Origin of the sequence: Kitasatospora sp. NPDC053057 (assembly GCF_044546945.1) — a bacterium.
In the GTDB taxonomy this organism is placed as follows: domain Bacteria; phylum Actinomycetota; class Actinomycetes; order Streptomycetales; family Streptomycetaceae; genus Kitasatospora.
Window position 1 is genome coordinate 549,488 of record NZ_JBITZP010000001.1, and the last position, 24,382, is coordinate 573,869.

At 71.5% G+C, this 24,382-nt stretch carries 19 protein-coding genes, 1 pseudogene and 1 riboswitch; of the genes and pseudogenes, 10 read left to right on the plus strand and 10 right to left on the minus strand.

Annotation, left to right across the window (positions count from 1 at the left end; genetic code table 11):
* Positions 1 to 12 precede the first annotated feature (12 nt).
* From ACIG5E_RS02475 to ACIG5E_RS02485, 3 genes are all read right to left on the minus strand, one after another.
* Positions 13 to 336: a nuclear transport factor 2 family protein gene (locus ACIG5E_RS02475; RefSeq protein WP_396530960.1), complete on the minus strand. Its 324-nt coding sequence runs from the start codon at positions 334 to 336 to the stop codon at positions 13 to 15.
* A gap of 242 nt (positions 337 to 578) precedes the next feature.
* The gene (locus ACIG5E_RS02480; RefSeq protein ID WP_396530961.1) at positions 579 to 2,102 is read right to left on the minus strand and encodes an aldehyde dehydrogenase family protein; all 1,524 of its coding nucleotides are present in this window, start codon (positions 2,100 to 2,102) and stop codon (positions 579 to 581) included.
* A 272-nt stretch (positions 2,103 to 2,374) separates the two neighbouring features.
* Positions 2,375 to 3,322: a terpene cyclase gene (locus ACIG5E_RS02485; protein ID WP_396530962.1), complete on the minus strand. Its 948-nt coding sequence runs from the start codon at positions 3,320 to 3,322 to the stop codon at positions 2,375 to 2,377.
* A gap of 337 nt (positions 3,323 to 3,659) precedes the next feature.
* Here ACIG5E_RS02485 and ACIG5E_RS02490 point away from each other — a divergent pair, with 337 nt between their 5' ends.
* Both ACIG5E_RS02490 and ACIG5E_RS02495 read left to right on the plus strand, forming a co-directional pair.
* The gene (locus tag ACIG5E_RS02490; protein ID WP_396530963.1) at positions 3,660 to 6,659 is read left to right on the plus strand and encodes an AAA family ATPase; all 3,000 of its coding nucleotides are present in this window, start codon (positions 3,660 to 3,662) and stop codon (positions 6,657 to 6,659) included.
* A gap of 215 nt (positions 6,660 to 6,874) precedes the next feature.
* Entirely contained in the window at positions 6,875 to 7,951 is a 1,077-nt protein-coding gene (locus ACIG5E_RS02495) for an aldose epimerase family protein (protein ID WP_396530964.1), read from the plus strand.
* Positions 7,952 to 7,979: 28 nt separating this feature from the next.
* On the opposite strand, the gene ACIG5E_RS02500 is transcribed toward ACIG5E_RS02495, so the two are convergent.
* On the minus strand, positions 7,980 to 8,480 hold the full coding sequence (locus ACIG5E_RS02500; RefSeq protein ID WP_396530965.1) for a GNAT family N-acetyltransferase: 501 nt from the start codon (positions 8,478 to 8,480) through the stop codon (positions 7,980 to 7,982).
* A 308-nt stretch (positions 8,481 to 8,788) separates the two neighbouring features.
* Here ACIG5E_RS02500 and ACIG5E_RS02505 point away from each other — a divergent pair, with 308 nt between their 5' ends.
* From ACIG5E_RS02505 to ACIG5E_RS02525, 5 genes are all read left to right on the plus strand, one after another.
* A complete protein-coding gene (locus tag ACIG5E_RS02505) occupies positions 8,789 to 10,069 on the plus strand; it encodes an extracellular solute-binding protein (RefSeq protein WP_396530966.1) in 1,281 nt (426 codons plus the stop codon).
* Between the two features lie 79 nt (positions 10,070 to 10,148).
* Complete coding sequence (locus ACIG5E_RS02510; protein WP_396530968.1) at positions 10,149 to 11,150, plus strand: carbohydrate ABC transporter permease; 1,002 nt, start codon at positions 10,149 to 10,151, stop codon at positions 11,148 to 11,150.
* A 40-nt stretch (positions 11,151 to 11,190) separates the two neighbouring features.
* Positions 11,191 to 12,096: a sugar ABC transporter permease gene (locus ACIG5E_RS02515; protein WP_396530970.1), complete on the plus strand. Its 906-nt coding sequence runs from the start codon at positions 11,191 to 11,193 to the stop codon at positions 12,094 to 12,096.
* A 73-nt stretch (positions 12,097 to 12,169) separates the two neighbouring features.
* Positions 12,170 to 13,885 carry a glycoside hydrolase family 13 protein gene (locus ACIG5E_RS02520; protein WP_396530971.1) on the plus strand — a complete coding sequence of 572 codons (1,716 nt, stop codon included), beginning with the start codon at positions 12,170 to 12,172 and terminating at the stop codon, positions 13,883 to 13,885.
* Between the two features lie 25 nt (positions 13,886 to 13,910).
* Positions 13,911 to 14,930: a LacI family DNA-binding transcriptional regulator gene (locus ACIG5E_RS02525; protein WP_396530972.1), complete on the plus strand. Its 1,020-nt coding sequence runs from the start codon at positions 13,911 to 13,913 to the stop codon at positions 14,928 to 14,930.
* Between the two features lie 93 nt (positions 14,931 to 15,023).
* On the opposite strand, the gene ACIG5E_RS02530 is transcribed toward ACIG5E_RS02525, so the two are convergent.
* The 3 genes from ACIG5E_RS02530 to ACIG5E_RS02540 form a co-directional block, all read right to left on the minus strand.
* Positions 15,024 to 15,224, minus strand: coding sequence for a hypothetical protein (locus ACIG5E_RS02530; protein ID WP_396530973.1), 201 nt, complete (start codon positions 15,222 to 15,224; stop codon positions 15,024 to 15,026).
* Positions 15,225 to 15,464: 240 nt separating this feature from the next.
* Positions 15,465 to 16,754, minus strand: a complete 1,290-nt coding sequence (locus ACIG5E_RS02535) for a transglycosylase family protein (RefSeq protein ID WP_396530975.1) — start codon at positions 16,752 to 16,754, stop codon at positions 15,465 to 15,467.
* Positions 16,755 to 16,761: 7 nt separating this feature from the next.
* Positions 16,762 to 16,932: riboswitch (cyclic di-AMP (ydaO/yuaA leader) on the minus strand.
* A 453-nt stretch (positions 16,933 to 17,385) separates the two neighbouring features.
* The gene (locus tag ACIG5E_RS02540; RefSeq protein ID WP_396530977.1) at positions 17,386 to 18,336 is read right to left on the minus strand and encodes a hypothetical protein; all 951 of its coding nucleotides are present in this window, start codon (positions 18,334 to 18,336) and stop codon (positions 17,386 to 17,388) included.
* Positions 18,337 to 18,895: 559 nt separating this feature from the next.
* On the opposite strand from ACIG5E_RS02540, the gene ACIG5E_RS02545 reads away from it, so the two are divergent.
* Entirely contained in the window at positions 18,896 to 19,159 is a 264-nt protein-coding gene (locus ACIG5E_RS02545; protein WP_396530978.1) for a DUF397 domain-containing protein, read from the plus strand.
* A gap of 323 nt (positions 19,160 to 19,482) precedes the next feature.
* Here ACIG5E_RS02545 and ACIG5E_RS02550 read toward each other — a convergent pair whose 3' ends face one another.
* The gene (locus ACIG5E_RS02550; RefSeq protein WP_396530979.1) at positions 19,483 to 20,076 is read right to left on the minus strand and encodes an ATP-binding protein; all 594 of its coding nucleotides are present in this window, start codon (positions 20,074 to 20,076) and stop codon (positions 19,483 to 19,485) included.
* A gap of 417 nt (positions 20,077 to 20,493) precedes the next feature.
* Here ACIG5E_RS02550 and ACIG5E_RS02555 point away from each other — a divergent pair.
* Positions 20,494 to 21,359, plus strand: a pseudogene (locus ACIG5E_RS02555) (helix-turn-helix domain-containing protein).
* Positions 21,360 to 21,438: 79 nt separating this feature from the next.
* Here ACIG5E_RS02555 and ACIG5E_RS02560 read toward each other — a convergent pair.
* Both ACIG5E_RS02560 and ACIG5E_RS02565 read right to left on the minus strand, forming a co-directional pair.
* The gene (locus tag ACIG5E_RS02560) at positions 21,439 to 22,047 is read right to left on the minus strand and encodes a TetR/AcrR family transcriptional regulator (protein WP_396530981.1); all 609 of its coding nucleotides are present in this window, start codon (positions 22,045 to 22,047) and stop codon (positions 21,439 to 21,441) included.
* Positions 22,048 to 22,276: 229 nt separating this feature from the next.
* Positions 22,277 to 23,791, minus strand: coding sequence for an MFS transporter (locus ACIG5E_RS02565; RefSeq protein WP_396530982.1), 1,515 nt, complete (start codon positions 23,789 to 23,791; stop codon positions 22,277 to 22,279).
* A gap of 87 nt (positions 23,792 to 23,878) precedes the next feature.
* Here ACIG5E_RS02565 and ACIG5E_RS02570 point away from each other — a divergent pair, with 87 nt between their 5' ends.
* Entirely contained in the window at positions 23,879 to 24,325 is a 447-nt protein-coding gene (locus ACIG5E_RS02570) for a MarR family winged helix-turn-helix transcriptional regulator (protein ID WP_396530983.1), read from the plus strand.
* Positions 24,326 to 24,382 lie beyond the last annotated feature (57 nt).

Sequence of the window (24,382 nt, forward strand, 5' to 3'; positions counted from 1 at the left end):
CCGGGTGCCGGGTCAGGCCTGGCCGGTCTCGAAGCGGCTGATCTTCCCGTCGTCGACGGTGAACCGCCAGGCGGTGCGCATCTCGCCCCAGGTCTCGTTGGTGAAGTTGGCGACCAGCGCGTGGCCGCCGGAGGACTCGGTCTGGACGTCGATCCGGCCGTTCGGCCCGAAGATCTCCCGGTCCACCCACTCGTTCAGGTCGCGGTCGGAGCCGTCGTCGGACATGGTCGCGTCCGTGGTGAGCACGTGGAAGAAGGCCTCACGGTCGCCCGCGTTGATCGCGGTGACGAAGGCGCGCACGGCGGGGTCGGTGAGCTTGGCGGGGGCGATGGTCATGCCGGACTCCCTGGGAGGGATCGGGAACGGGGAGTCCTGTCTACGGCGTTCGCGGGGGCTGCCCGGGCATGTCGGCGGCGCGTCGGGAAAATCAGCCGATTCATGTGCTTGGATCCCGAACCAGGCGAAATTCCCGGAACAGGGGATTTGCCCCGAAAGCCCGCCGCGGGGAGTGGCGGTGGAGCGGGAGACCGGACGAGGTCTCCCGCTCCACTTCTGCCGGGGCCTGCCAGCCGAGGGGCCTAGAAGAAGCCGACCGCGTCGGGGGAGTAGCTGACCAGCAGGTTCTTGGTCTGCTGGTAGTGCTCCAGCAGCGCCTTGTGGTTCTCCCGCCCGATGCCGGAGTTCTTGTAGCCGCCGAACGCCGCGTGCGCCGGGTAGGCGTGGTAGCAGTTCGTCCAGACCCGGCCGGCCTGGATGGCGCGCCCGGCCCGGTGGGCGGTGTTGATGTTGCGGGTCCACACGCCCGCGCCGAGCCCGTACTGGGTGTCGTTGGCGAGCGCGACCGCCTCGTCGAAGCCGTCGAAGCGGGTGACCGAGACGACCGGTCCGAAGATCTCCTCCTGGAAGACCCGCATGCTGTTGACGCCCTCGAAGACCGTCGGCGTCACGTAGTACCCGCCGGACAGCGAGCCGCCGAGGTCGGCGCGCTCGCCGCCGACCAGGACCTTGGCGCCCTCGGCCTGGCCGATCTCGAAGTAGGACAGGATCTTCTTCAGCTGTTCGGCGCTGGCCTGCGCGCCGACCTGGGTCTCGGTGTCCAGCGGGTTGCCCTGGCGTATCGCGCGCACCCGGGCCAGCCCGTCGCCGAGCAGCCGCTCGTAGACCGAGGACTCGATCAGCGCGCGGCTGGGGCAGGTGCAGACCTCGCCCTGGTTGAGGGCGAACATCGCGAAGCCCTCGACGGCCTTGTCGTAGAAGGCGTCGTCGGCGGCGGCGACGTCCGCGAAGAACAGGTTGGGGCTCTTGCCACCGAGCTCCAGGGTCGCCGGGATCAGGTTGTCGGCGGCGGCGCGGGCGATCAGCCGGCCGGTGCTGGTCTCGCCGGTGAAGGCGAGCTTGCGGACCCGCGTGCTGGCGGCCAGCGGGGCGCCCGCCTCCTCGCCGAAGCCGGTGACGATGTTGAGCACGCCCGGCGGCACCAGGTCGGCGGTCAGCTCGGCCAGCAGCAGTACCGAGGCCGGGGTCTGCTCGGCGGGCTTGAGCACCACCGCGTTGCCGGCCGCGAGCGCCGGGGCGAGCTTCCAGATCGCCATCAGGATCGGGAAGTTCCACGGGATGATCTGGCCGACCACGCCCAGCGGCTCGTGGAAGTGGTACGCCACGGTGTCCTCGTCCAGCTGGGAGAGGCTGCCCTCCTGGGCCCGCAGCGCGCCGGCGAAGTAGCGCAGGTGGTCGACGGCGAGCGGGAGGTCGGCGGCCAGCGTCTCGCGCACCGGCTTGCCGTTCTCCCAGCTCTCCGCGACGGCCAGCTGCTCCAGGTTGGCCTCCATCCGGTCGGCGATCCGCAGCAGGACCTGCGCCCGCTCGGCGGCGGAGGCGCGGCCCCAGGCCGGGGCGGCGGCGTGCGCCGCGTCCAGGGCGGCCTCGACGTCCTCGGCGGTGCCGCGGGCGACCTCGGTGAACACCTCGCCGGTGACCGGCGTCGGGTCGCCGAAGTACTCGCCGCGCACCGGGGGCGCCCATCCGCCGCCGATCCAGTGGTCGTACCGGGAACGGTAGGCGACGATGCTGCCGGGAGCGCCGGGGGGCTGGTAGACCGTCATGTTCTGTGTCTCCTCGCGACGTCGGGCGCCCCCGGCGCCGATCGGACCGGGGGCGGCGCGCCGGGCCGCCCGGTCAGGGGGCGGTCCGGCGGGAGGGTGCGGACACGCAGTCGGGCGGCGCCCCGCCGGGGCGCCCGCCGACGAGCACGATAGCCGTCGGGTGTGCGGCGCGGCTACGGTCCGTACGCCGGACCCGTACGGAGGGTCCGCGTTCCGGCCGTTCCCGGGGCGGCCGCGCCCGGCGGTGCTCCGACGTCGGGGCCGGGGTTCGCTCAGACCGTGTGGTACCGGCCGGTGCGGGCTTCCCAGCTCAGGTAGCCGGCCAGCCAGGTGAGCAGCCCGTCGGCGTACCGCTGGGCTATCGTGCGTTCGATCCGGGACAGGCCCAACTCCCGGAAGACGTCGGGCAGTCGCTCGTGCAGCTCGGCGCAGCGCTCGACCATCAGCTGCGCCTCCGCCATCACCGCGGAGCAGGCCTCCTCGGCCGAGCAGTGGCGCTCGCGCTGGACGATCATCACCAGGTTGTTGACGTCGCCGCGCGGGGCTTCGAGCGGGAAGGAGCGCACGTCGTTGCTGAGGGACGGTATGTCGGCGGCCAGTTGCCGGATCTGACGCAGCACCGGGTGGTGCAGCACCGAGGCGGGGACCTCGAACACGCCGATCCGTTCGACCATGTCGAAGATGGTCTCCATCGCCGCGGTGCCCCGTCTGAGCACCAGGTAGCCGTCCCGGTCCGGCGGCCGGGCGGAGATCCGGCCGGCCGCCTCGGCCGGGTGACTGGCGAAGTAGTACTCCCAGTTGTAGGCGGCCCGGGCCTGCCAGCGGGCGGGCATGCCGCGCACGCTGCGGCTCCACAGGTCGGCGAAGGCGGTCTCGACCGGGGAGCGCTGGTCGGGCCGGGCGCCGTGCAGGACGGCGATCAGGCGCTCGCAGATCGGGGCGACCTCGGTGGGGCGGCGGCCGAGCGGGCCGTCGAACTGGTCGTCGAAGAGGAAGTAGAAGCCCATCAGGTCGGCCGCCAGGGCGAGTTCGTCCGGGCCGGCGTCCGGGTAGCCGAGCGCGGCGAGGTCGACCACCTCCCAGTGCGCGTAGCCGGGGTGGTCGGCGTCGGGCAGCAGCGGGTGGCGGATCAGCCAGTCCCGGTGCAGCGCGGTGGCGTACGGGCCGTGCGGACTGCGGCGGTACGGGAACGGGATCTGAAGTGAACTGTCGTCAGACATCGGACTCCCGGTGCAGCGGAGGGTGGGGGCGCTTGTGGTTCGAGCACTTCTCGTGGGGGAGTTGACGCGACGGGGCGCGGCGGGTGAGGGTGGGTCACGCAAGATCATCCGCGCCTCGCGGGCCGTAGGGTATCTGATGCAATGATCGGACGTTAGGGATATAGGGCAATTGCCCTTGGCAAGCCGCCCGAACCCTCACCGTCCGCCCCAGCCTGCACGAATGCCGCACGGGGAGCCGTACGCGGCGCTAACCTCGGCTCCACGAACAGTGATGGACCGGCTCCCTCCGCGCGGCGGCGGAGCCGTCCCGCGAGCGGGTGAGGCGGAGGGCAAGACGGTGACCGATCAGGGTAACGAACTTCGGACGGGAACCGGTTCCGGCGGGGGCGACGGCGGAGCCGCGGTCCGGGTCCGGCTGCGCGACCGCGACGCCGAACTGCGCTCCGTCGAGGCGGCCGTCGACCGCCTCTGCCGCGAGTTCGCCGCCGGCGGCACCGAGATCGGCGAACTGCTCGCCTTCTCCGGCCGTCCCGGCATCGGCAAGACCAGCCTGCTGCACGAGGTCCGACGGCTCGCCAGCCTGCGCGAGGGCGCCACCGTGCTGTTCGCGCGCGGCGGCGAACGGCAGTTCAAGGAGCCGTACCACGTGCTGCGCCAGCTCCTCCAGCCCGTCCTGACCCGGCTGGAGCCCGACGAGTTCAGCCAGGTCATGGGCACCTGGGAGGAGGTCGTCGGACCGGCCATGGGCCTCAAGCAGCCCAAGGCCGGCGCCCGCCGCCTCGACCCCCAGGGCGTGCGCGACGGCCTCGACTACGTCCTCACCCAGCTCGCGCCGCGCCGCGCGCCGATGGTGATGATCGTCGACGACCTGCACTGGGCGGACGCCGAGTCCCTCTCCTGGCTCGCCAAGTTCGCCGTCCGCTCCGGCGAACTGCCCGTACTGCTGGTCTTCGCCTTCCGCGAGGACGAGAACGACTGGCCCACCGAGACCCAGGACCTACGCCGGGGCGTCCTCAACCTCGCCAGCCGCAAGCACGAGCTCAGCCGGCTCACCCTGAACTCCGTCACCGACATGATCCGCGCCGAACTCGGCGACAAGGCCGAGGACGCCTTCTGCTACGAGTTCTGGAACGTCGTCAACGGCAACCCCTTCGAGGCCGGCCGCCTGCTCGACCAGGTCCGCGACCAGGAGCTCGAACCGGTCGAGGAGAACTCCCGTCAGCTGCGCGAACTCGCCGTCGACGCCACCGGGATGACCCTCAAGAGCTGGCTGGACCGGCTCGGCCCCGCCACCCTGCGCTTCGCCTGGGCCTGCGCCATGCTGGGCACCGACATCCGGGTCGACCTCGTCACCCGGATCTCCACCCAGAGCACCGAGGGCGCCCGCGAGTCCATCAAGCAACTGCGCAAGCAGCGCGTGCTCACCCAGGCCCCCAACGGGAACCTCGAGTTCGTCCACCCGCTGATCGCCAGCTCCATCTACAACACCATGCCGGAGGCCACCCGCCTCGGCATGCACGGCATCGCCGCAGTCGAGATCGAGAACGCCGGGCTCGGCCTGCTCGCCGCCTCCCGCCACTTGGTCGAGACCCACTCCGGCGAGGGCGACGACCGGATCGTCAAGAAGCTGCGCCGCGCCGCCGTCGAACACCAGCTGATCGGCGCCCCCGAGGCCGCCCAGCGCTGTCTGCACCGCGCGCTCAACGAGCCGCCCGCCGACGACATCAAGGCCGAGGTGCTGTACGAGCTCGGCTGCTCCGCACTGCTCACCGACCCCGGTGCCACCGTCAACCAGCTCAGGCTGGCCCTCGACCCCGACGAGGGGCCGCTGCGCCCCGAACTGCGGGTGGACGCCACTTTCCGGCTCTCCGAGGTGCTCGCCCACAGCGGCGAACTGGGCCAGGCCGCCCTGGTCTGCCAGGAGGAGGCCGAGCAGACCATCGACCCGGCCCGGCGCCAGCGGCTCCAGGCGGCCTCGTTCAGGTGGCACGCCTTCCGCAAGTCCGAGGAGGACGGCCCCGGCCGCTCCGCCCGGCTCGCGGAGCTGTGCCGGAACCTGACCGGCCGGGAGGCCGCGGACCGGGCCGTGCTGGCCATGCGCGCCTGGGACCTGACCCTGCGCGGCGCCTCCTCCGCCGAGGCGCTGGCGCTCGCCGACGAGGTCCTGGACGGCGGCCGGCTGCCCAAGGGCCTCGGCTGGACCGACACCACCTGGGGCTTCGAACTGCCCTCGATGCTCTGCCTCACGTACATCTACAACGACCGCATCGCCCAGGCCGAGCGGCTGGCCGCGGACGCCATCATCCAGTTCGAGCTGGCCGGTTGGAGCGGCGCCCACCGGGGCTTCGCGTACTTCCTGATGGGGCTGGCGCGGTTCCGCCGCGGACTGCTCGCCGAGGCCGAGGACTTCCTGGGCCGGGCCTACCGCATCTCCGAGCGGATCGGGGCCAAGCTGCCGCTGGCCTGGGACGCCGTCGGCGTGCTGGTGGACACCCTGATCGCCCGCGGCCGGGTCGAGGAGGCCTGGGAGGAGGCCAACAGGTTCGGGTTCCACCCGCCCTACCACGCGACCGCCATGGTGCTGCCGGACGCCGCCTCGCTGTACGGCAAGCTGCTGGTCGCCAAGAAACGGCACGCCGGTGCGGCCGCCGCGCTCACCGAGGCCGGGGCCCAGCTGGAGGTCCGCGGCTGGCGCAACACCGTGTGGGCGCCGTGGGCCGGGCACCTCGCAATCGCGATCGCGGCCGACGAGCCCGAGCGCGCCCGCGAGTACGCCCAGAAGGCCGTCCGGGACGCCCGCGCCTTCGGCACCGCCTCGGCGATCGGCAGCGCACTGCGGCTGCAGGCGCGGATCGAGGACGGCCAGCAGGCGGTGGAGCTGCTGGAGCAAGCCGTGGAGCACCTCGGGCAGTCCCCGGCCGGGTACGAGCACGCCATCGCGCTGGTCGACCTCGGCGCCGCGCTGCGCCGGGTCGGGCGGCTGGAGGACGCCCAGGAGTACCTGTACCAGGGCATCGAGCTGGCCCAGCACTGCTCGGCGGAGAAGCTGGTCGACCGGGCCCGGCGGGAGCTGGCCAACTACGGACTGCGGCCCAACCGGCTGGGGCTGCACGACTTCAAGGAGACGCTGGAGGCGCTCAGCGGGCCGGAGCGGGAGGTGGCCAACCTGGCGGTCAAGGGCGTGCCGCCGCAGCGGATCGCCGAGCAGCTCGGGGTGCACCTGAGCCTGGTCAACCGGCGGCTGGCGGCGGTCTACCGCAAGGCGGGCACCGGGCCGGACGGGCTGGCCTCGGCGCTGGGGCTGCAGCAGCGGCAGGTCGAGGAGCCGGGGGAGTAGCGGCGCGCGCGACACGGCGGCGGCCGGTGGACGTCGGCGGCCGTGAGGCGGTGGCGGCCGGTGGCGTTCGGGCGGCGCGCGGAGGCGTGGAAGCGCCCCCGCTGCCGCCGCCGTCGCTAGGCTGACGGACACCACGGGGGGTCGCCGCGAAGCCCCCTGGACGGACCGGGACCGGGCGGAGTCGGCGCACTGCCGCCGCCAGTGAGGAGCAGGCCATGGCGAGCGAGGCCACCACGGTGCGCCGCGAACCCCTCGACCCCTCGGGTGCGGGCGCGGCGATCCAGCGCTGGACGCTGACGGCCGGCCCGTACGAGGCGAGCGTGCTCACCCTCGGCGCCACCCTGCACACCCTCAGTGCGCCGGACCGGGCCGGGCGCCCGGCCCAACTGCTGCTTTCCACGGATGAGTTGGCGCAGATCCTGGGCCCGGCGCGGCACTACGGCACGGTGGTGGGCCGGTACGCCAACCGGATCGACGGCTCCAGCGTCACCATCGACGGCCAGGACCACCCGCTGGCCCCGACCGGCGGCGGGATGACCATCCACGGCGGGCCGGACGGCTTCGCCCAGCGGATGTGGGCGGCCGAGCCGGTCGAGGGCGGGGTGCTGTTGCGGCTGCACAGCCCGGACGGCGACCAGGGCTTCCCCGGCGCGCTGGACGTCACCGTCTCCTACACCCTGTCGTACGCCCCCGGTACCGGCGGTGAGCTGGTGATCGCCTACCGGGCCGTCACCAACAGGCCGACCGTCGTCAACCTGACCAACCACGCCTACTTCAACCTCGCGGGTGAGGGCAGCGGTGACGTCCTGGGCCAGCTGCTCACCCTGGACGCCGACGAGTACACCCCGGCCGACGAGCGGCAGATCCCGTACGGGCGGACCGAGCCGGTGGCCGGCACGCCCTTCGACTTCACCGTGGCCACCCCGATCGGCAAGTCGGTGCACGACGACCACCCGCAGCTGGCCGGCCCGGGCGGCTACGACCACAACTGGGTGCTGCGCGCCCGCCCGGTGGACGGCGGCCCGGCGCGGGCGGCGCTGCTGGAGGACCCGGTCAGCGGCCGCACCCTGGAGGTGCTGACCACCGAGCCGGGCGTCCAGGTCTACACGGCGAACAAGTTCCAGGGCGCGGTCACCGGCGCGAGCGGGGTGCCGTACGGGCCGTTCGCCGGGATCGCGCTGGAGACCCAGCACTTCCCGGACTCCCCGCACCACCCGGCCTTCCCGAGCACCGAGCTGCGGCCGGGGGAGGAGTTCCGCTCGACCACCGTGCTGCGGCTGGGCGTGCACTAGCCCGGGGCCCGGCCGACGTAGGCCCCGGTCAGCGCAGGTCCCGGCGCATGCAGAGCCGGGGCCAGCGGTCGAGGCCGTGCTCGGCCTCCTTGCGGCGGATCTCGCGCAGGCCGGGGGTGAGTTCGGCGTCGGTCAGCGGGCGGAAGCCGCAGCGGGCGTAGTAGGGGGCGTTCCAGGGGACGTCCGCGAAGGTGGTCAGGGTGAGCGCGGGGGCGTCGGTGTCCTCGGCGAGGTGCTCGATCAGCGTCCGGCCGATGCCCCGGCGGGCGTGGTCGGGGTGGACCGAGACCTGTTCGATGTGCAGCGCGCCGTCCACCGGCTCGGCCAGCAGGTAGCCGGCGATCGTCCCGTCGGGGGCCTCGGCGACCAGGGCGGTGCCGTGCTCCAGGTAGGGTGCCAGCTCCTCCGGGGCCGGGGGTTCGTCCTCCGCGATCTCCGGCATCCCGATCTCGGCGAAGAGGGCCCCGGCGGCCCGCTCCAGTTCGCCCAGCAGGGGCAGTTCGTCCTCGGTGGCGGCTCTGATGCGCATGCGTCCAGTCTGCTGCAAGCGCCTTTCAGCCACCCAGGGTGGTTGCTTCGGCCACCCAGGCCGGGGTGAATCGGGCGAAGGCGGACATCGCGTCGCGCCGTCAACTACCGTGCGGCTACGTCCAGGACACGTGGGCGTAACGATCGCCATTTCTTGCAGAAACTTGCTGCAAGGACTTTCCGTCGCTGTTGCGCCGCTGTTAACTTCCTTCCGAGCCCGACGGCAGCAACGGTGCGGTCGGCACGAGGCAGCCATTATGCGCCTGTCTCCGAACATCTCGGGCACCCCCACCCTCCCAAGGAGTTCTCATGCGGCGTGGCATCGCGGCCTCTGCCCTCGTTGTGGCCCTCGCGGTCTCGATGGCTGCCTGTGGCAGCAGTGGCGGCTCCGGCTCGGACGGCAAGGCCGACGGCCCGGTCACCCTCACGTACTGGGACACGTCGAACGCCACCAACGAGGCTCCGAACTACCAGGAACTGGCCAAGAAGTTCGAGGCGGCCAACCCGAACATCAAGGTCAACTTCGTCAACGTGCCGTTCGACCAGGCGCAGAACAAGCTGCAGACCGCCATGGGGGCCAAGGGCGCACCGGACGTGTTCCGCTCCGACGTCGGCTGGACCGCCGCGTTCGCCAAGGCCGGCTTCCTGGAGCCGCTGGACGGCACCCCGGCCGCCGCCGACACCTCCGCCTTCCAGCCCAGCCTGATCCAGCAGGCCAAGTACGACGGCAAGCTGTACGGCGTCCCGCTGGTCACCGACACCCTCGGCTTCCTCTACAACAAGGACCTGTTCGCCAAGGCCGGCATCACCGACGCCCCCAAGACCTGGGACGAGCTGAAGACCGACGCCGCCACCATCAAGGACAAGGCGGGCGTCGACGGCTTCTGGCTGAAGGCCGCCGACGGCTACTACGCGATGCCGTTCCTGTTCGGCGAGGGCACCGACACCGTCGACGCCGCCAACAAGAAGATCACCATCACCTCGCCCGAGGCCGTCAAGGGCATCGAGACCTACAAGTCGATGTTCACCTCGCCCGGCACGGCCAAGGCCGACGTCACCACCGACGCCTACGCCCACATGATGGACGCCTTCAACAGCGGCAAGGTCGCGGCGATCATCCAGGGCCCCTGGGAGATCACCAACATCTACAAGGGCTCCGCCTTCGCGGACAAGAAGAACCTCGGCATCGCCCCCGTCCCGGCCGGCTCCGGCGGCAAGGCCGGCGCCCCCACCGGCGGCCACAACATCGCGGTCTACGCCGGTGCCGACAAGGCCCACAAGGCCGCCGCCGAGAAGTTCGCCGCCTTCATGACCTCGGCCGAGAGCCAGGCCTTCATCGCGCAGAAGAACTCCACCCTGCCGACCCGCTCCGACGCCTACACCGCCGACGTCAAGGCCGACCCGGGCATCGCCGGCTTCCAGGCCATCCTCGGCAGCGCCAAGCCGCGCCCCGAACTGCCCGAGTACGGCTCGCTGTTCGACTCGCTCGGCACCAACCTGGGCAAGGCCGTCCAGGGCACCAGCACCCAGGACGCGCTGAACACCGTGGCCACGGACTACGCCAAGCTCCTGCCGGGCTTCGCCAAGTAGTCCCCGCAGCCCGGCCCGCCGACACCGGCGGGCCGGGCCGTCGGCTCCCCCGAGAATTCCCCCCGAGAAGGTGCAAACGATGTCAGTCGCCGTGCAGGGCGCCACCGGCAAGGGCAGCCGGGAGCGCGATCAGCGTCCGGGCCTGCTGGAACGCCTCAAGCGCTCCTACGCCAAGCACTGGTACGCCTATGCGATGATCACCCCGGTCGTGCTGGTGCTCGGCGTCCTGGTGTTCTACCCGCTCGTCCAGGGCGTCTGGCTGACCCTCACCGACGCCAACAGCCTCAACGTCGCCCGCAAGATCGGCGTCAACGAGATCCCGGCCAGCTACCACTACATCGGCTTCCACAACTACGCCGACATCCTCTGGGGCCCCGGCTCGTACGACCGGTTCTGGTCCCACTTCGTGTGGACCATCGGCTGGACGGTCATTTGCGTCTGCCTGCACTACACCCTCGGCCTCGGCCTCGCCGTACTGCTCAACAAGAAGCTGCGCGGGCGTGCCGCCTACCGGATGCTGCTCATCCTCCCGTGGGCCGTCCCGACCTTCGTCACCGTCTTCTCCTGGCGCCTGATGCTCGCGGACGGCGGCGTCGTCAACACCATGCTCTCCGCGCTGCACCTGCCCGAGCCCGGCTGGCTCACCGACCCGTGGGCGCAGAAGGCGGCCGCGATCCTGGTCAACACCTGGGCCGGCGTGCCGTTCATGATGATCTCGCTGCTCGGCGGCCTGCAGTCGATCCCGGCCGAGCTGTACGAGGCCGCCGAGATGGACGGCGCCACCCGCTGGCAGCAGTTCCGCCACATCACCCTGCCCGGGCTGCGCAGCGTCTCCTCCACCGTCGTGCTGCTCGGCGTGATCTGGACGTTCAACCAGTTCAACGTCATCTTCCTGCTGTTCGGCAAGGGCGCCCCCGACGCCCAGCTGCTGGTCACCTGGGCCTACCGCCTCGCCTTCGGCCAGATTCCCCAGGACTTCGCGCAGTCCGCCTCGTACGGCGTGATCCTGCTGTCCATCCTGATCGTCTTCACCGCCTTCTACCGGCGCTGGCTCGCCCGCAACGAGCAGGCCAACGGCTGAGGCGCCGGACCCAGTTGACCCACGAAGGCAGGTAACCCCGATGAGCACCACCACCGAACGCCCCGCCGCCGCGGCGACCGCGGCCCCGGCCGCCCGGCCCGCCAAGTTCCGGCCGCGCGGCGAGAGCAGCCCGCTGTCCAAGGCGCTGTCCCACGGCGTCCTGATCCTGGCCAGCCTGATCGCGCTGTTCCCGGTCGGCTGGATCCTCTTCGTCTCGCTCGGACCGGACAAGACCGACTACCTCCACCCCGGCCAGATCTTCGGCAAGCTCACGCTGTCGAACTACCAGCACGTGCTGGCCGACACCGACTTCTTCACCTGGTTCGGCAACGCCCTGCTGGTCTCCGGCGTCACCACCGTGTTCGGCGTGCTGCTCGCCGCCACCACCGGCTACGCCGTCTCCCGGATGAAGTTCCCCGGGCACAAGCCGCTGATGTGGTCGCTGCTGGTCACCCAGATGTTCCCGATCGCGGTGCTGATCGTGCCGATGTACACGATGCTCTCCGAACTCGGCCTGCTGGACAGCTACACCGGCCTGATCCTGGTCTACTCGACCACCACCGTGCCGTACTGCGCCTGGCTGCTGAAGGGCTACTTCGACACCATCCCGGTGGAGATCGACGAGGCCGGCCGGGTCGACGGGCTCAGCCCGTTCGGCACGTTCTGGCGGCTGGTGCTGCCGCTCGCCCGCCCGGGCCTGGCGGTGGCCGCCTTCTACTCCTTCCTCACCTACTGGGCCGAGGTGCCGTTCGCCTCCACCTTCATGCTCAGCTCCGACAAGTACACGCTGGCCGTCGGCCTGCAGAGCTTCGTCAGCGAGCACGACGCCCAGTGGAACCTGATGGCCGCCACGGCGGTGCTGATCGCGATCCCGTCCGCGGCCTTCTTCTACCTGGTGCAGCGCCACCTGGTCACCGGCCTGACCGCCGGTGCCTCCAAGTCCTGAGGCCCACCGCCGTTCCAGCGCTGCCCGACGACCCAGCGCTCCCCGCTCCTCTAGTCCCCAAGGGATACCGTCCATGACCCAGAACCTGGCCGACACCTCCCGGCCTGCCGCCGACACCGCTCACGAGGCGGCCGCCCTGGATCCTGTGACTGGCAGCGCGTCCAGAGGCTGGTGGCGGGACGCGGTCATCTACCAGGTGTACCCGCGCAGCTTCGCCGACTCCAACGGGGACGGCATGGGCGACCTGCCCGGCATCCGCAGCCGCCTGCCGTACCTGCGCGACCTCGGCGTGGACGCCGTCTGGCTCTCTCCCTTCTACGCCTCGCCGCAGGCCGACGCCGGCTACGACGTCGCCGACTACCGCGCCGTGGACCCGATGTTCGGCACCCTGCTGGACGCCGACGCGCTGATCCGCGACGCCCACCAGCTGGGGCTGCGGATCATCGTCGACCTCGTCCCCAACCACTCCTCGGACCAGCACGAGTGGTTCCAGCGCGCCCTGCGCGAGGGCCCCGGCTCCCCGCTGCGCGAGCGCTACCACTTCCGCCCCGGCAAGGGCGAGCAGGGCGAACTGCCGCCCAACGACTGGGAGTCCATCTTCGGCGGCCCGGCCTGGACCCGCACCGAGAACCCGGACGGCACCCCCGGCGACTGGTACCTGCACCTGTTCGCGCCGGAGCAGCCCGACTTCAACTGGGAGAACCCGGCCGTCGCCGACGAGTTCCGCTCGATCCTGCGGTTCTGGCTGGACATGGGCGTGGACGGCTTCCGCATCGACGTCGCCCACGGCCTGGTCAAGGCCCCCGGCCTGCCCGACCTCGGCGGCGCCGACCAGCTCAAGCTGCTCGGCAACGACGTCATGCCGTTCTTCGACCAGGACGGCGTGCACGAGATCTACCGCAGCTGGCGCCGGATCCTCGACGAGTACCCGGGGCAGCGGATCGGCGTCGCCGAGGCCTGGACCCCGACCGTCCAGCGCACCGCCAACTACGTCCGCCCCGACGAGCTGCACCAGGCCTTCAACTTCCAGTACCTGGGCACCGATTGGGACGCCGCCGCGCTGCGCGAGGTGATCGACCTCTCGCTCGACTCGATGCGCCCGGTCGACGCCCCCACCACCTGGGTGCTGTCCAACCACGACGTCACCCGGCACGCCACCCGCTTCGCCAACGAGCCCGGCCTCGGCACCCAGATCCGCACCCCCGGCGACCGTCCGCTCGGCCTGCGCCGCGCCCGCGCCGCCACCCTGCTGATGCTCGCGCTGCCCGGCTCCGCGTACGTCTACCAGGGCGAGGAGCTCGGCCTGCCGGACGTCACCGACCTGCCGGACGAGGTCCGCCAGGACCCGTCCTTCTTCCGCCAGGCCGGCCAGGACGGCTACCGCGACGGCTGCCGCGTCCCGATCCCGTGGTCCGGCAGCGAGGCCCCGTACGGCTTCGGACCGGTCGCGGGCGGGCCGTCCTGGCTGCCGCAGCCGGCCGAGTGGGCCGAGTTGAGCGTCGAGGCGCAGACCGGCGACCCGTCCTCCACCCTGGAGCTCTACCGCAGCGCCCTTGCCGTCCGCCGGGCCCGGCCCGACCTCGGCGCCGGCACCGAGGTCGAGTGGCTGGACAGCCCCGAGGGCACCCTCGCCTTCCGGCGCGGCTCCTTCGTCTGCACGGTGAACACCACCGGCGAGCCGGTGCGGATCGCCGCCCCGGGCCGGCTGCTGCTCGCCTCGACCGAACTCGTGGTGGACGGCGGCGAGACGGTGCTCGCTCCGGACACCACCGGCTGGTGGGCGGTCTGACGTGGTTGCAATAGGCTCAGGGACCGTGACTACGGCGCGACTCTCAGACATCGCGGCGCAGGCGGGGGTCAGCGAAGCCACCGTCTCCCGCGTGCTCAACGGCAAGGCGAACGTCTCCGCCGCCACCAGGCAGACCGTCCTGGCGGCGCTCGACGTGCTCGGCTACGAGCGGCCGACCCGGCTGCGCCAGCGCAGCGCCGGGCTGATCGGGCTGATCACGCCGGAGTTGAGCAACCCGATCTTCCCCGCGCTGGCGCAGGTGATCGAGCAGGTGCTCAGCCGGCACGGCTTCACTCCGGTGCTGTGCACCCAGACCCCGGGCGGGTCCACCGAGGACGAACTGGTCGAGATGCTGGTAGACCGGGGAGTGGCGGGCATCGTCTTCGTCTCCGGGCTGCACGCCGACTCCACGGCCGACCACGACCGCTACGCCCGGCTGGCCGGGCGCGGGGTCCCGTTCGTGCTGATCAACGGCTTCAGCGAGAAGATCGACGCGCCGTTCATCTCGCCGGACGACCGGTCCGCGATGTGGATGGCCGTCCAGCACCTGGCCGAACTCGGGCACGAGCGGATCGGCCTGGCGGTCGGGCAGCGGCGGTACGTGCCGGTGCTGCGCAAGATCGAGGGCTTCACGGCGGCCATGCGCGAGGTGCTCGGGTTCGGGCAGGAGGAGGCGGAAGGCCTCGTCCACCACACGCTGTTCAGCGTGGAGGGCGGGCACGCGGCGGCCGGTGCGCTGCTCGACAAGGGCTGCACGGCGATCGTCTGCGGGAGCGACATGATGGCGCTCGGGGCGATCCGGGCGGTGCGGCAGCGCGGGCTGTCGGTGCCGCAGGACGTGTCGGTGGTCGGCTTCGACGACTCGCCGCTGATCGCCTTCACCGAGCCGCCGTTGACCACGATCCGCCAGCCGGTCGAGGCGATGGCGACGGCGGCGGTGGACGCGCTGCTGGAGGAGGTCGGCGGGAACGCCGCCCAGCGCGGCGAGTTCATGTTCCAGCCGGAGCTGGTGATGCGCGGTTCCACGGGGGCCTGCGCGCGCTGAGGCTGTCCGGTGCGGCTGTTCAGCGGCCGTGCCAACTGACGGGCCCCGGAGGGCGGTTGCTCTCCGGGGCCCGTCGGCGTGCGCGCTGCCAGGTCAGCCTTCCTGGGCGTTCGGGCGGTCGGTGGAGACCCGCTGGCCGTCGGCCGCGTCGCCGGTCCGGGTCTCGGTGCGGCGGCCGCGGGCCAGGTAGTCGCGCACTACCAGTTCGACGGCGTCCTGGGGGTTCTTGGTACCGGAGAGCAGCATCGCGTCGATCGCGAGGTTCGCGTCGAGCGTGATGGTGACCTGGGCCATGGTGACTCCTCCTCGGGTGCAGGGCAGCAGCATGCCCTCTGCGCCGGAGTTTGACCATGCGGAATCAGGCGCTGCGAGTCCGGTCGTGCGGGTACGCCGAAGCCCCGGGGGAGCGACCAGACTCTTCCCGGGGCGGTCGGGTGACGAATGACGGCTGACGGATGACAGCTGACAGATGATGAAATCTGTCATCCGTTATCCGTCAGCTGTCATCCGTCAGCTGTCCTGTGTTCGCGGTGCTCAGACCCGGCCGGCGAAGTCCGGGGCCCAGTTGGCGATGGTCTGGAGGCGGACGCCCGAGCTCGGGTTGGCGGCCTCGACGTACTGGCCGCCGCCGATGTAGATGGCGACGTGGTAGACGCCGGAGTTCTGACCGTTGTTCGACCAGAAGAGCAGGTCGCCCGGCTGCAGGCTGTCCAGCGAGACGTGGGTGCTGGCGGCGGCCTGGTCGGCGGCGACGCGCGGGACGTTGATGCCCGCGGCGCGCAGCGCGGCCTGGGTCAGGCCGGAGCAGTCCCAACCGCCGTTGCCGGTGCCGCCGTAGACGTACGCCTGGCCGACCTTCGACTTGGCGAAGGAGACCGCGGCGGCCATGCTGCCGGTGGCGGCCGGAGCCGGGGCCTGGGTCTGCGCCTGGGCGGCCGGCTTCGAGGCGGGCTTCGCGGCCGGGGCCTTGGTCTGGGCGATCGGCTTGGCGTCCACGGCACCGCCGTTCGAGGCCTGGCCGGACTTCTGCGAGCGGTCGAACCAGGTGAAGTCCGAGCCGGACTTGGTGGCGGTGGAGGGGGTGTCGGCCTGGGCCGGGGCGCCGTCACCGAAGGTCAGCTGCTGGCCCGGGTAGATGGTGTCCGGGCCCTCGGTGAGGGTGCTGCGGTTGAGCTCGTACAGGTGCTGCCAGCCGCCCTGGACGTTGTGCTTGTCGGCGATCGAGGACAGCCAGTCGCCCTCGACGACGGTGTAGTCGCCGGTCTGGGCCTGGGTCTGGCGCTGCTTCGCCCAGCCGCTGTTGGCGGACTTGGCGGAGGCCGAGGCGGAGTCGCTGGAGGCCTGGGCCTGGGCCTGGGCGGGCGCGGCCGGCTTCGCGGCCGGGGTCTGGCCCTGGGCGGGCTTGACCGCGGGCTTGGCGGCCGTCGAGGTGTCGACGGCGGCCGCGGCGCCACCCTTGGTCAGACCGGCCTGGATCGAGCAGACCGGCCAGGCACCGGGACCCTGCGAGGCGAGGACCTTCTCGGCGACGGCGATCTGCTGGTCCTTGGTGGCGAGGTTGGCCTGCGGGGCGTACGCGGTGCCGCCGAAGGCGGCCCAGGTGCTGGAGGTGAACTGCAGGCCGCCGTAGAAACCGTTGCCAGTGTTGATGCTCCAGTCGCCGCTGCTCTCGCACTGGGCGACCTTGTCCCAGGTGGCGACGGTGGCGGCGTCGGCGGTGCCGGTGGTGAGGCAGGGGACGGTGAGGCCGACGCCCGCGACGCCGAGGGCGGCGATCACGCGACGGGTGCGGCTGGACAGGCGGTTGCCGTTGGAAGGCAGCATGAAGACGCGGTCCTCTCCCACGCCTGCGAGGTGAGCTGTCGGATTCGGGCTGGAGTTGCCCGGCCGCGCTGTGGGCGCGGCTTCACCCCTAGCCCTGGACCGTTCCGGGAATCGGTCCGGGGCGACTTACCTGTGGTTCCCCCGCTCCTGCCGTAGTGCGTTTTCGCGCTGCCAGGACATCCGACGGCAGGACTCGGCGTCGCGGATGAACTGGGTCCGTGTGGTCACGAACGGGGAGCACGTTAAGCAGACTTAAGTTCAAACTGCAAATATCTGTGATGCGCATCACGGTTTACGGGGAAAGGTCGAATGGCCCGAATTTCATGATCGGAAATGATCGTTTTCCGGCAATTTCTCGATGGATTCCCAAAACTGTCTCCGCCTCAGGAGTGATGTGACGGAGCGTTGAAGTGCGGCGGGGCGCGCCCGCCGGGCCTGGGGAGTGCCCGAGATTCGAGCGCCCGCCTGCGCGCCGACTATTCATCGACAAATGGCACCAGAACGGACATTGCGTAGCAATGCCCGCTTAACTCTCCTGTGGGGCAATCCGAACAAGCGAAAAGGACCCGGAACGCAGTCGTTCCGGGTCCTTCGGTGGTGCGGGTGTGGCAACGGGTGGCCCGTGGGTCCGTCAGCCCTCCACGGGCCCCTCAGTGGCCGCGTGGGCACGTCGGGAGCCCTCTCCGGCCCCGATGGTGGCGGCGGCCTCCGCCTCGGCCTCGGCCAGTTCCTCGGCCGACGGCGTCGGCAGCGCGGCCAGGTAGGTCGAGGCGATCAGCTGGCCGACGGTCGGGTATGCGCCCAGCGGCGCCGCCGACGGGCAGCCGGTCTCCTCGGCGGCCGTGGCGAGCAGCTCGGAGTCCGCCTCCGGGCCGATGACGAGCGGGGCCAGTGCCGGGCGCTGGGAGCCGGTCTCCTTGAGGTGGTTGACGGCCCCGGCGACCGAGCCGGGCACGTCGAGCGCGGCGGCGACGACCGGGACGGCCAGTCGGGCGGCCAGCAGTACGCCGGTGATCCCGGCCGCGGCGGCCGCGTCCTCGCCGCCGACCGTGGTCAGCACCACGCCGTCGGCGGCGGTCGCGATGGCGAACAGCCGGGCCCGGTCGGCCCGGGCCAGCCCGGCCTCGGACAGCCGCACGTGGACGGCCTCGGCGAGCAGCGGGTGCGGGCCCAGCGCGTCGGTCACGGTCGCGCCGTACTCCGCGGCGAGGGCGTGAAGCCCGGTCAGGAAGCCGTGCGGTCCGGGTACCAGCGGCACCACGACGGGCGTCGGCAGTCCGGCCTCGGCGGCCGCCGCCAGCAGTTCCGCCACGGTGCGGTCCTCGGAGCCCCCGGCCTCGGTGCCGTCGCTCGGGAGGTAGCCGACCGCGGCCTGGACGCCGGTGTGCTCGCTGCGGACGATCGACAGCAGTTCCTCGACGACCGAACGGGACTCGGGTCCCGCGGTCGCGGGTACGGCGAGCACCAGGGCCGGCGAGCCGGTGCGGATCTCGGGGCGCTCGGGGCGGCGGTGGCGCCCCCGCGCACGGGAGCCTGGAGTGCGGACGGGCAGTGGCGCGCCCGGGATGGCTGCGGTGCTCATGCCGGAGATCGTAGGACATCTGCCCGTCAGGCCTGCAGTCGGCTGCCGTACGGGTTTCGGGTGGTCGTGGTGCGAAGGTCGTGTCGCTGCCGCGCCGGTCCGGGCGGTTTGCCTACAATCCGGACATTCTTCGCCCAACCCCCGTGTGGACCCACGTAGATGCCCTGACGTGTCCCAAGGGGCGGCGCGTTGCATCCGGGGCGAGTGAGATGTCTCACAGTCGGACGGTGGCCTGACGGAGGGTCACGGCGGTGCGACTCCCGGCATTCGAAGATCAACATTTAGCGGGGGGCTGCTCACGGCCGGTTATGGACGAGCCGTCGATTCAATCGGCTATGTCCGTTTACGTACCGTCAGGAGAAGGGTCCGTGAAGAGTTCGGGGCGACCGATAAAAGGCCTCGTGCACCTGCAATGTCCCGTGCTGATGCACGTGCACTGGGGCTATCATCGCGTCAAGTGAGGCGTTGTGCCGGACCGGTACGGGGCCGGTCCGTTCGTTCGGCGGGTGCCGGGGGCGCCGCGCTGGACGACAACTCCGGAGCTCTTCGGGAGACTTCTATGCACGACTCGCAGGACATGCACGGCTCGAACCACACCTACAACGGGATGGCCGCCGCCGACCTCAAGGGGGTGGTCTGGCAGAAGAGCCGGCACAGTAACTCGCAGGGCAACTGCGTCGAGTTCGCGGCCCTGCCGGGTGGCGACGTCGCGATGCGCAACTCGCGCTTCCCGGACGGTCCGGCGCTCATCTACACCCGGGCGGAGATCGCCGCCCTTCTTCTGGGGGCCAAGGACGGGGAGTTCGACCACCTGGCGGTCTGACCGGCCGCTGCTTCACCATCGGGGGGCCGTCGTGGGTGCTGACACCACGACGGCCTTTGTCTTTGCCCGGCGGTGGCCCTTTCCGCTTCCGTCCGGTCCCGTGGTGGACCGCGCGGCGGGGCCTGCCGGGGTGTCGCGGGTGCTCCCGCGGGCTGCCCGCGTCCTCGGGCGCCGGGGCGCCCGGTGCGGGGAGCCGGTGCCGGGGCCGTGGCCCGGTCCGGCACGGAGGCCTGGCTGAAGGGCCCGGGGTGTGCTTCTCCCGGGTCGTCCCCGGGGCGTGGTCCTCCCGGGTCGTCCCTCGGCCGGCCGTGCGCCGCGCGGCGCTAGGCCGAGCGCCGGTGCCGTCCACCGATTTCGACGCGTCCGTCGAGCTTGTCGAGCCGGTGGCCGTCCAGTGCGCCGCCGTCGAGCCTGCCGCGGTCGAGCCCGCTGCCGCAGGTCGGCTCCGCCTCGAACACGGCCCAGACCACCTTGCCGCTGCCCAGCGGGTGCCAGCCCCACGAGCGGCTGAACGATTCCACCAGGTGCAGTCCGCGGCCGGATTCGGCGACGAAGTCCGCCTCCCGGGCCACCGGGCCGATGCTGCTCGGATCGCTCACCGCGCAGACCACCTGGGGTGCACGGTGCACCAGGCTTATTCGGATCGGCAGCCGTCCCTCCGGGGTCGGCTGTGTGGGAAAGTCGTACTCGCCCAGGGCGCCGCCCGACGGGTCGGGCCGTGCGCCGATCGCATGCCGGAGCGCGTTGGTCACGAGTTCCGAGGCCACCAGCGCGACATCGTCGAACAGCTCTGTCAGGCCCCAGCACTGAAGAGCGGTCCGGGCGAAGTCGCGCGCGGTTCTCACGGCTTCGAAACGAGGAGCGAGCGTACAGGTGACCACATGGGGGTCAACTGCCAAAGCCGTACCGGTGCTCATGAAGAGCTCCTCCCATAAGGGGGCGGACGCGGCTGGACCCGCCGGGGTCATGCCGGTCACCTCCGACTCGCTCGGCCGCTCGGCCGCCCCCTCGACCAGGCGCGCGCGCACTCGAACGCCCGGTGGCGCGGGGACGCCGCCGGGTCGGTGCACGGAGTCGCGCGTGGGGTCGACGCGGAGCCCGCGGGATTGCCAGGGATGTGCAGGTGCACGTGCACCATGGTGGTGTGCGCTCACTGCAGATGCAAGAGTCGATTCACGTGCAGTCGCACTATTGGCATATGCAAGCGCCGGATGCACGTGCATCCTGGTGTGCGGAGTGCGGAACTGATAGGAACATCCGTCAGTATCGGCACCGTGAGCGCTCAACTGATGGCAGACTGTGCGCTGTTTGCCCTAGGTGGAGGTTTCGACCGCATGACCACAGTTCAGCCGGGCGGCGGCTCGATGGTCCGCCGGATCCTCCTCGGCTCGCAGCTGCGCCGCCTGCGCGAGGCGCGCGGGATCACCCGTGAGGACGCGGGCTACGCGATCCGCGCGTCCGAGTCCAAGATCAGTCGCATGGAGCTCGGCCGGGCAGCTTCAAGGAGCGCGACGTCGCCGACCTGCTCAGTCTCTACGGCGTCGACGACGGCCTGGAGCGGGAGGCCCTGCTCGGCCTGGTCCGCGAGGCCAACAAGTCCGGCTGGTGGCACAGCTTCAACGACGTGCTGCCGGGCTGGTTCCAGACCTACGTCGGCCTCGAAGAGGCCGCCCAGCTGATCCGCACGTACGAGGTGCAGTTCATCCCCGGACTGCTGCAGTCCGAGGAGTACGCACGGGCGGTTTTCGGCCAGAGTCGGCCGGTCATCAGTGAGGAGGAGGTCGAGCGGCGGGTCAGCCTCCGCCTGCGCCGCCAGAAGCTGCTGACCGAGGGCGCCAGCCCGCGGCTGTGGGCGGTCATCGACGAGGCGGCGCTGCGCCGGCCGGTCGGCGGGCCCAAGGTGATGCGCGGCCAGGTTCAGTACCTGATCGACGTCGCCGAGCAGGCCAACGTGGTCATCCAGGTCATGCCGTTCCGCTTCGGTGCGCACGCGGGCGAGTCCGGGGCGTTCACGATCCTGCGCTTCCCGGAGCAGGACCTCGCGGACGTGGTCTACCTGGAGCAGCTCACCAGCGCGCTCTACCTGGACAAGCGGGACGACGTCGACGCGTACATCCAGGTCATGGAGCGGCTCTGCGTGGACAGCCTCACGCCCGAGCGCACGATAGACCTGCTCGCCTCGATCCTGAAGGAGCGCTGAGCAACTCCCGGGCGGGGCCCGGGAGATCCTCCGTCGCAAGCCGTCCGTGCGATCGCCCGGCCCGGCCGCCCGCTCGCCGTCAACCGTGGGCCGGCGGCCGTTCGCGTTCCGGCGGGGGCAGCGGCTGCGGCGGGCGGCCCAGCTCCCAGGCCAGGCCGTAGCGGCCGAACAGGTCGGCCCGGATCGGCGCCAGCGGGATCTCCGCGCCCGGCAGTAGCACCCCGATGCAGCCGCCCATCAGCGCACTGCGCAGCACGGCGTGCTCGGCGACCGGGTCCGGCGCGCCCCAGTCCTCCAGCAGGCCCTGCAGGATCGCGCCGACCTGCTGCTGCTCCGGGTCCTGGACGAAGGCGCCGGTGTCCGGGTCGAGGATCAGCGCCAGGTGGGAGCGCATCACCCGGGGGTGGTCCATGGCCAGGCTGAGGACGGTGTCGATCGCGCGGGCCAATCGGGCCTCGGGGGAGGCGCCCGGCGGCAGTTCGGCCAGTTCGCCGGAGAGCGCCTGGTGCATCATCCGGTGCGTGGCGGACTGCATCAGCAGTCGTTTGCCGTCGAAGTAGTACGAGAGCAGACCGCGGGCGAGTCCGGCCCGCTCGGCGATGTCGCTCAGCGTGGTGCCCGCGTAACCGCGCTGGTCAACGAGCTCGATGGTGGCCCGCATGATGCGTCGGCGGGAGCGTTGCCGCATCTCCTCATTGACCGAATCCCCGCGAGGTGCCATCGTGACTGCTCCGAACGTTCGTTGGCTCCGGGCCAATATACTTGCGGAGCCGGCAGCCGCGCCGTGGAACCGTGCCCTTGCGGGCGCCGCCCGGGCGGCCCGTACATAGACGGCCGGCTCCACCAACACGGGGGTTTGGTGGAGCCGGCACCAGTGCCCGGCGGTCAGGGGTCGACCGTGGGCGAGGGCCAGTGGGTCAGTGCTCGGTCAGGACTTCGGTCCGGGCCACGGGCGACCCGGCAGGCGGATAATCATAATCCGGCACCGACGGGAGAGTTGAATTCCGGCGTCGGTCCAGCAGGGCGCCCACCGCGGCCACGACCAGTCCGACCAGCGCGACCGCCGTGACCAGGACCAGGGCCGGCCGGTAGCCGTCCAGCTGAGCCCGGGCGCTGTCGCCGCCCGCGCTCCCGGCCGTGATCATCGCGGTCGCCCCGGCCAGCACCACGGCGGTGCCGACCTGGATCGCCGTGTTCACCAGACCCGAGGCCAGCCCCTGCTCCTCGTCGGCCACCCCGTCGGTGGCGGCGATGTTCACCGAGGGGAAGGCCAGCGCGAAGCCCACGCCGAGCAGCAGCATCGAGGGCAGCACCAGGACCAGGTACGAGCTGTGCTCGTCCAGGCGCAGGAATAGGGCGAAGGCACCGGCCAGGGCCAGCAGGCCGATCGGCAGCAGCCGGGCGGTGCCGAAGCGGTCCACGATCGGGCCCATGAACGGCGCGGAGAGGGCGATGAAGGCGCCGGCCGGCAGCAGTCCGAGGGCCATCTGCAGGGCCGACCAGCCGAGCAGGTGCTGCAGGTAGAGCGTGACGACGAACTGGAAGCCGCCGTACGCGCCGGTCATCGCGAAGGCGACCACGTTGGCCCGGGCCACCGAGCCGTTGCGGAAGATGCCGAGCCGGACCAGCGGGTGGGCGGTGCGGCTCTCGACCAGCAGGAACGCGGCGGCCAGCGCGGCGACCACGACCAGTGAGCCGAGGGTGCGCAGGCTCAGCCAGCCGGCGCCCTGGGCCTCCGTCACGGTGAAGACCAGCAGCAGGACGGTCGTGGTGCCGGTGATCGCGCCGAGCACGTCGTAGCCGCCCTTGGCGGGCTCCTCGACCGGGCGGGGGAGCAGGCGCACGGCGAAGACCAGGGCGAGCAGCGCGACCGGGACGGGCATCAGGAAGGTCCAGCGCCAGCCGACCGAGGTGAGCAGGCCGCTGAGCACCAGGCCGAGCGAGAAGCCGCTGGCGCCGCAGGTGGTGTAGATCGACAGCGCCCGGTTGCGGGCAGGGCCCTCGGCGAAGGTCGTGGTGATGATCGACAGGCCGGCCGGGGCGGTGAAGGCGGCGCTGACGCCCTTGAGGAAACGGGCCGCGATCAGCAGGCCGCCGTCGTCGACCAGGCCTCCGACCAGCGAGGCGGCGGCGAAGGCGCCGAGGGCGACCAGGAAGACCCGGCGGCGGCCGAGCAGGTCGGCGGCGCGCCCGCCGAGCAGCAGGAGGCCGCCGTAGCCGAGCACGTAGCCGGAGACCACCCACTGCAGGGTGGAGGTCGAGAGGTGAAGTTCGGAGCCGATGGAGGGGAGGGCGACGCCCACCATCGAGACGTCCAGGGCGTCCAGGAACATGGCGGCGCAGAGCACGACAAGGGTGCCCCAGAGGCGGGGTGTCCAGTGCAGCCCGCTGGTTGACGGATCGTCGGTTGGCGTGACGGTCGCGGTGGTCATGGGGAGGACAGTACATGCGCGTGCATTCAATGCAAATGAATAAGATGTGAACGCATAAATTTACGATGCACATGCTAGGGTGGTGGTGTGGCTGAACTCGACTCCCTCGAAGCCTCGGCGGAGGCTGGTCTCATCGCGGAATGGCGCGAGCTGCTCGCCCGCCATGCCGCGGCCGTCTGTACGCTCGACCGCGAGCTCGGTGAGAAGTACGGGCTGGGCATGAGCGAGTTCGAGGTGCTGGAACGCCTGGTGGAGGGGTGCGAGGCCGAAGCCCGGCACGCCCTGCGGGCGAGTGAGCTGGCGTCCATCGTCCATCTGAGCCAGAGTGCGCTGTCCCGGCTGATCGCCCGCCTGGAGAAGGTCGGACTGGTGACCCGGGCGATGTGTCCGAGCGACCGGCGGGGCATCATGATCGCTCTGACCGAGGCCGGGCGGGAGCGCTACGACCAGGCCCGGCCGCTCCACCGCGAGGTGCTCGGGCTGACGCTCGGCGGGCGGTTCGCTCCGCTCTGCGGGGATTCCGCGTCCAGCTGACTATCTGTCAGCTTCCTTGCCCGGTTCGCTGTTTCTGCGTTCGCGGCGCCAGGTTGG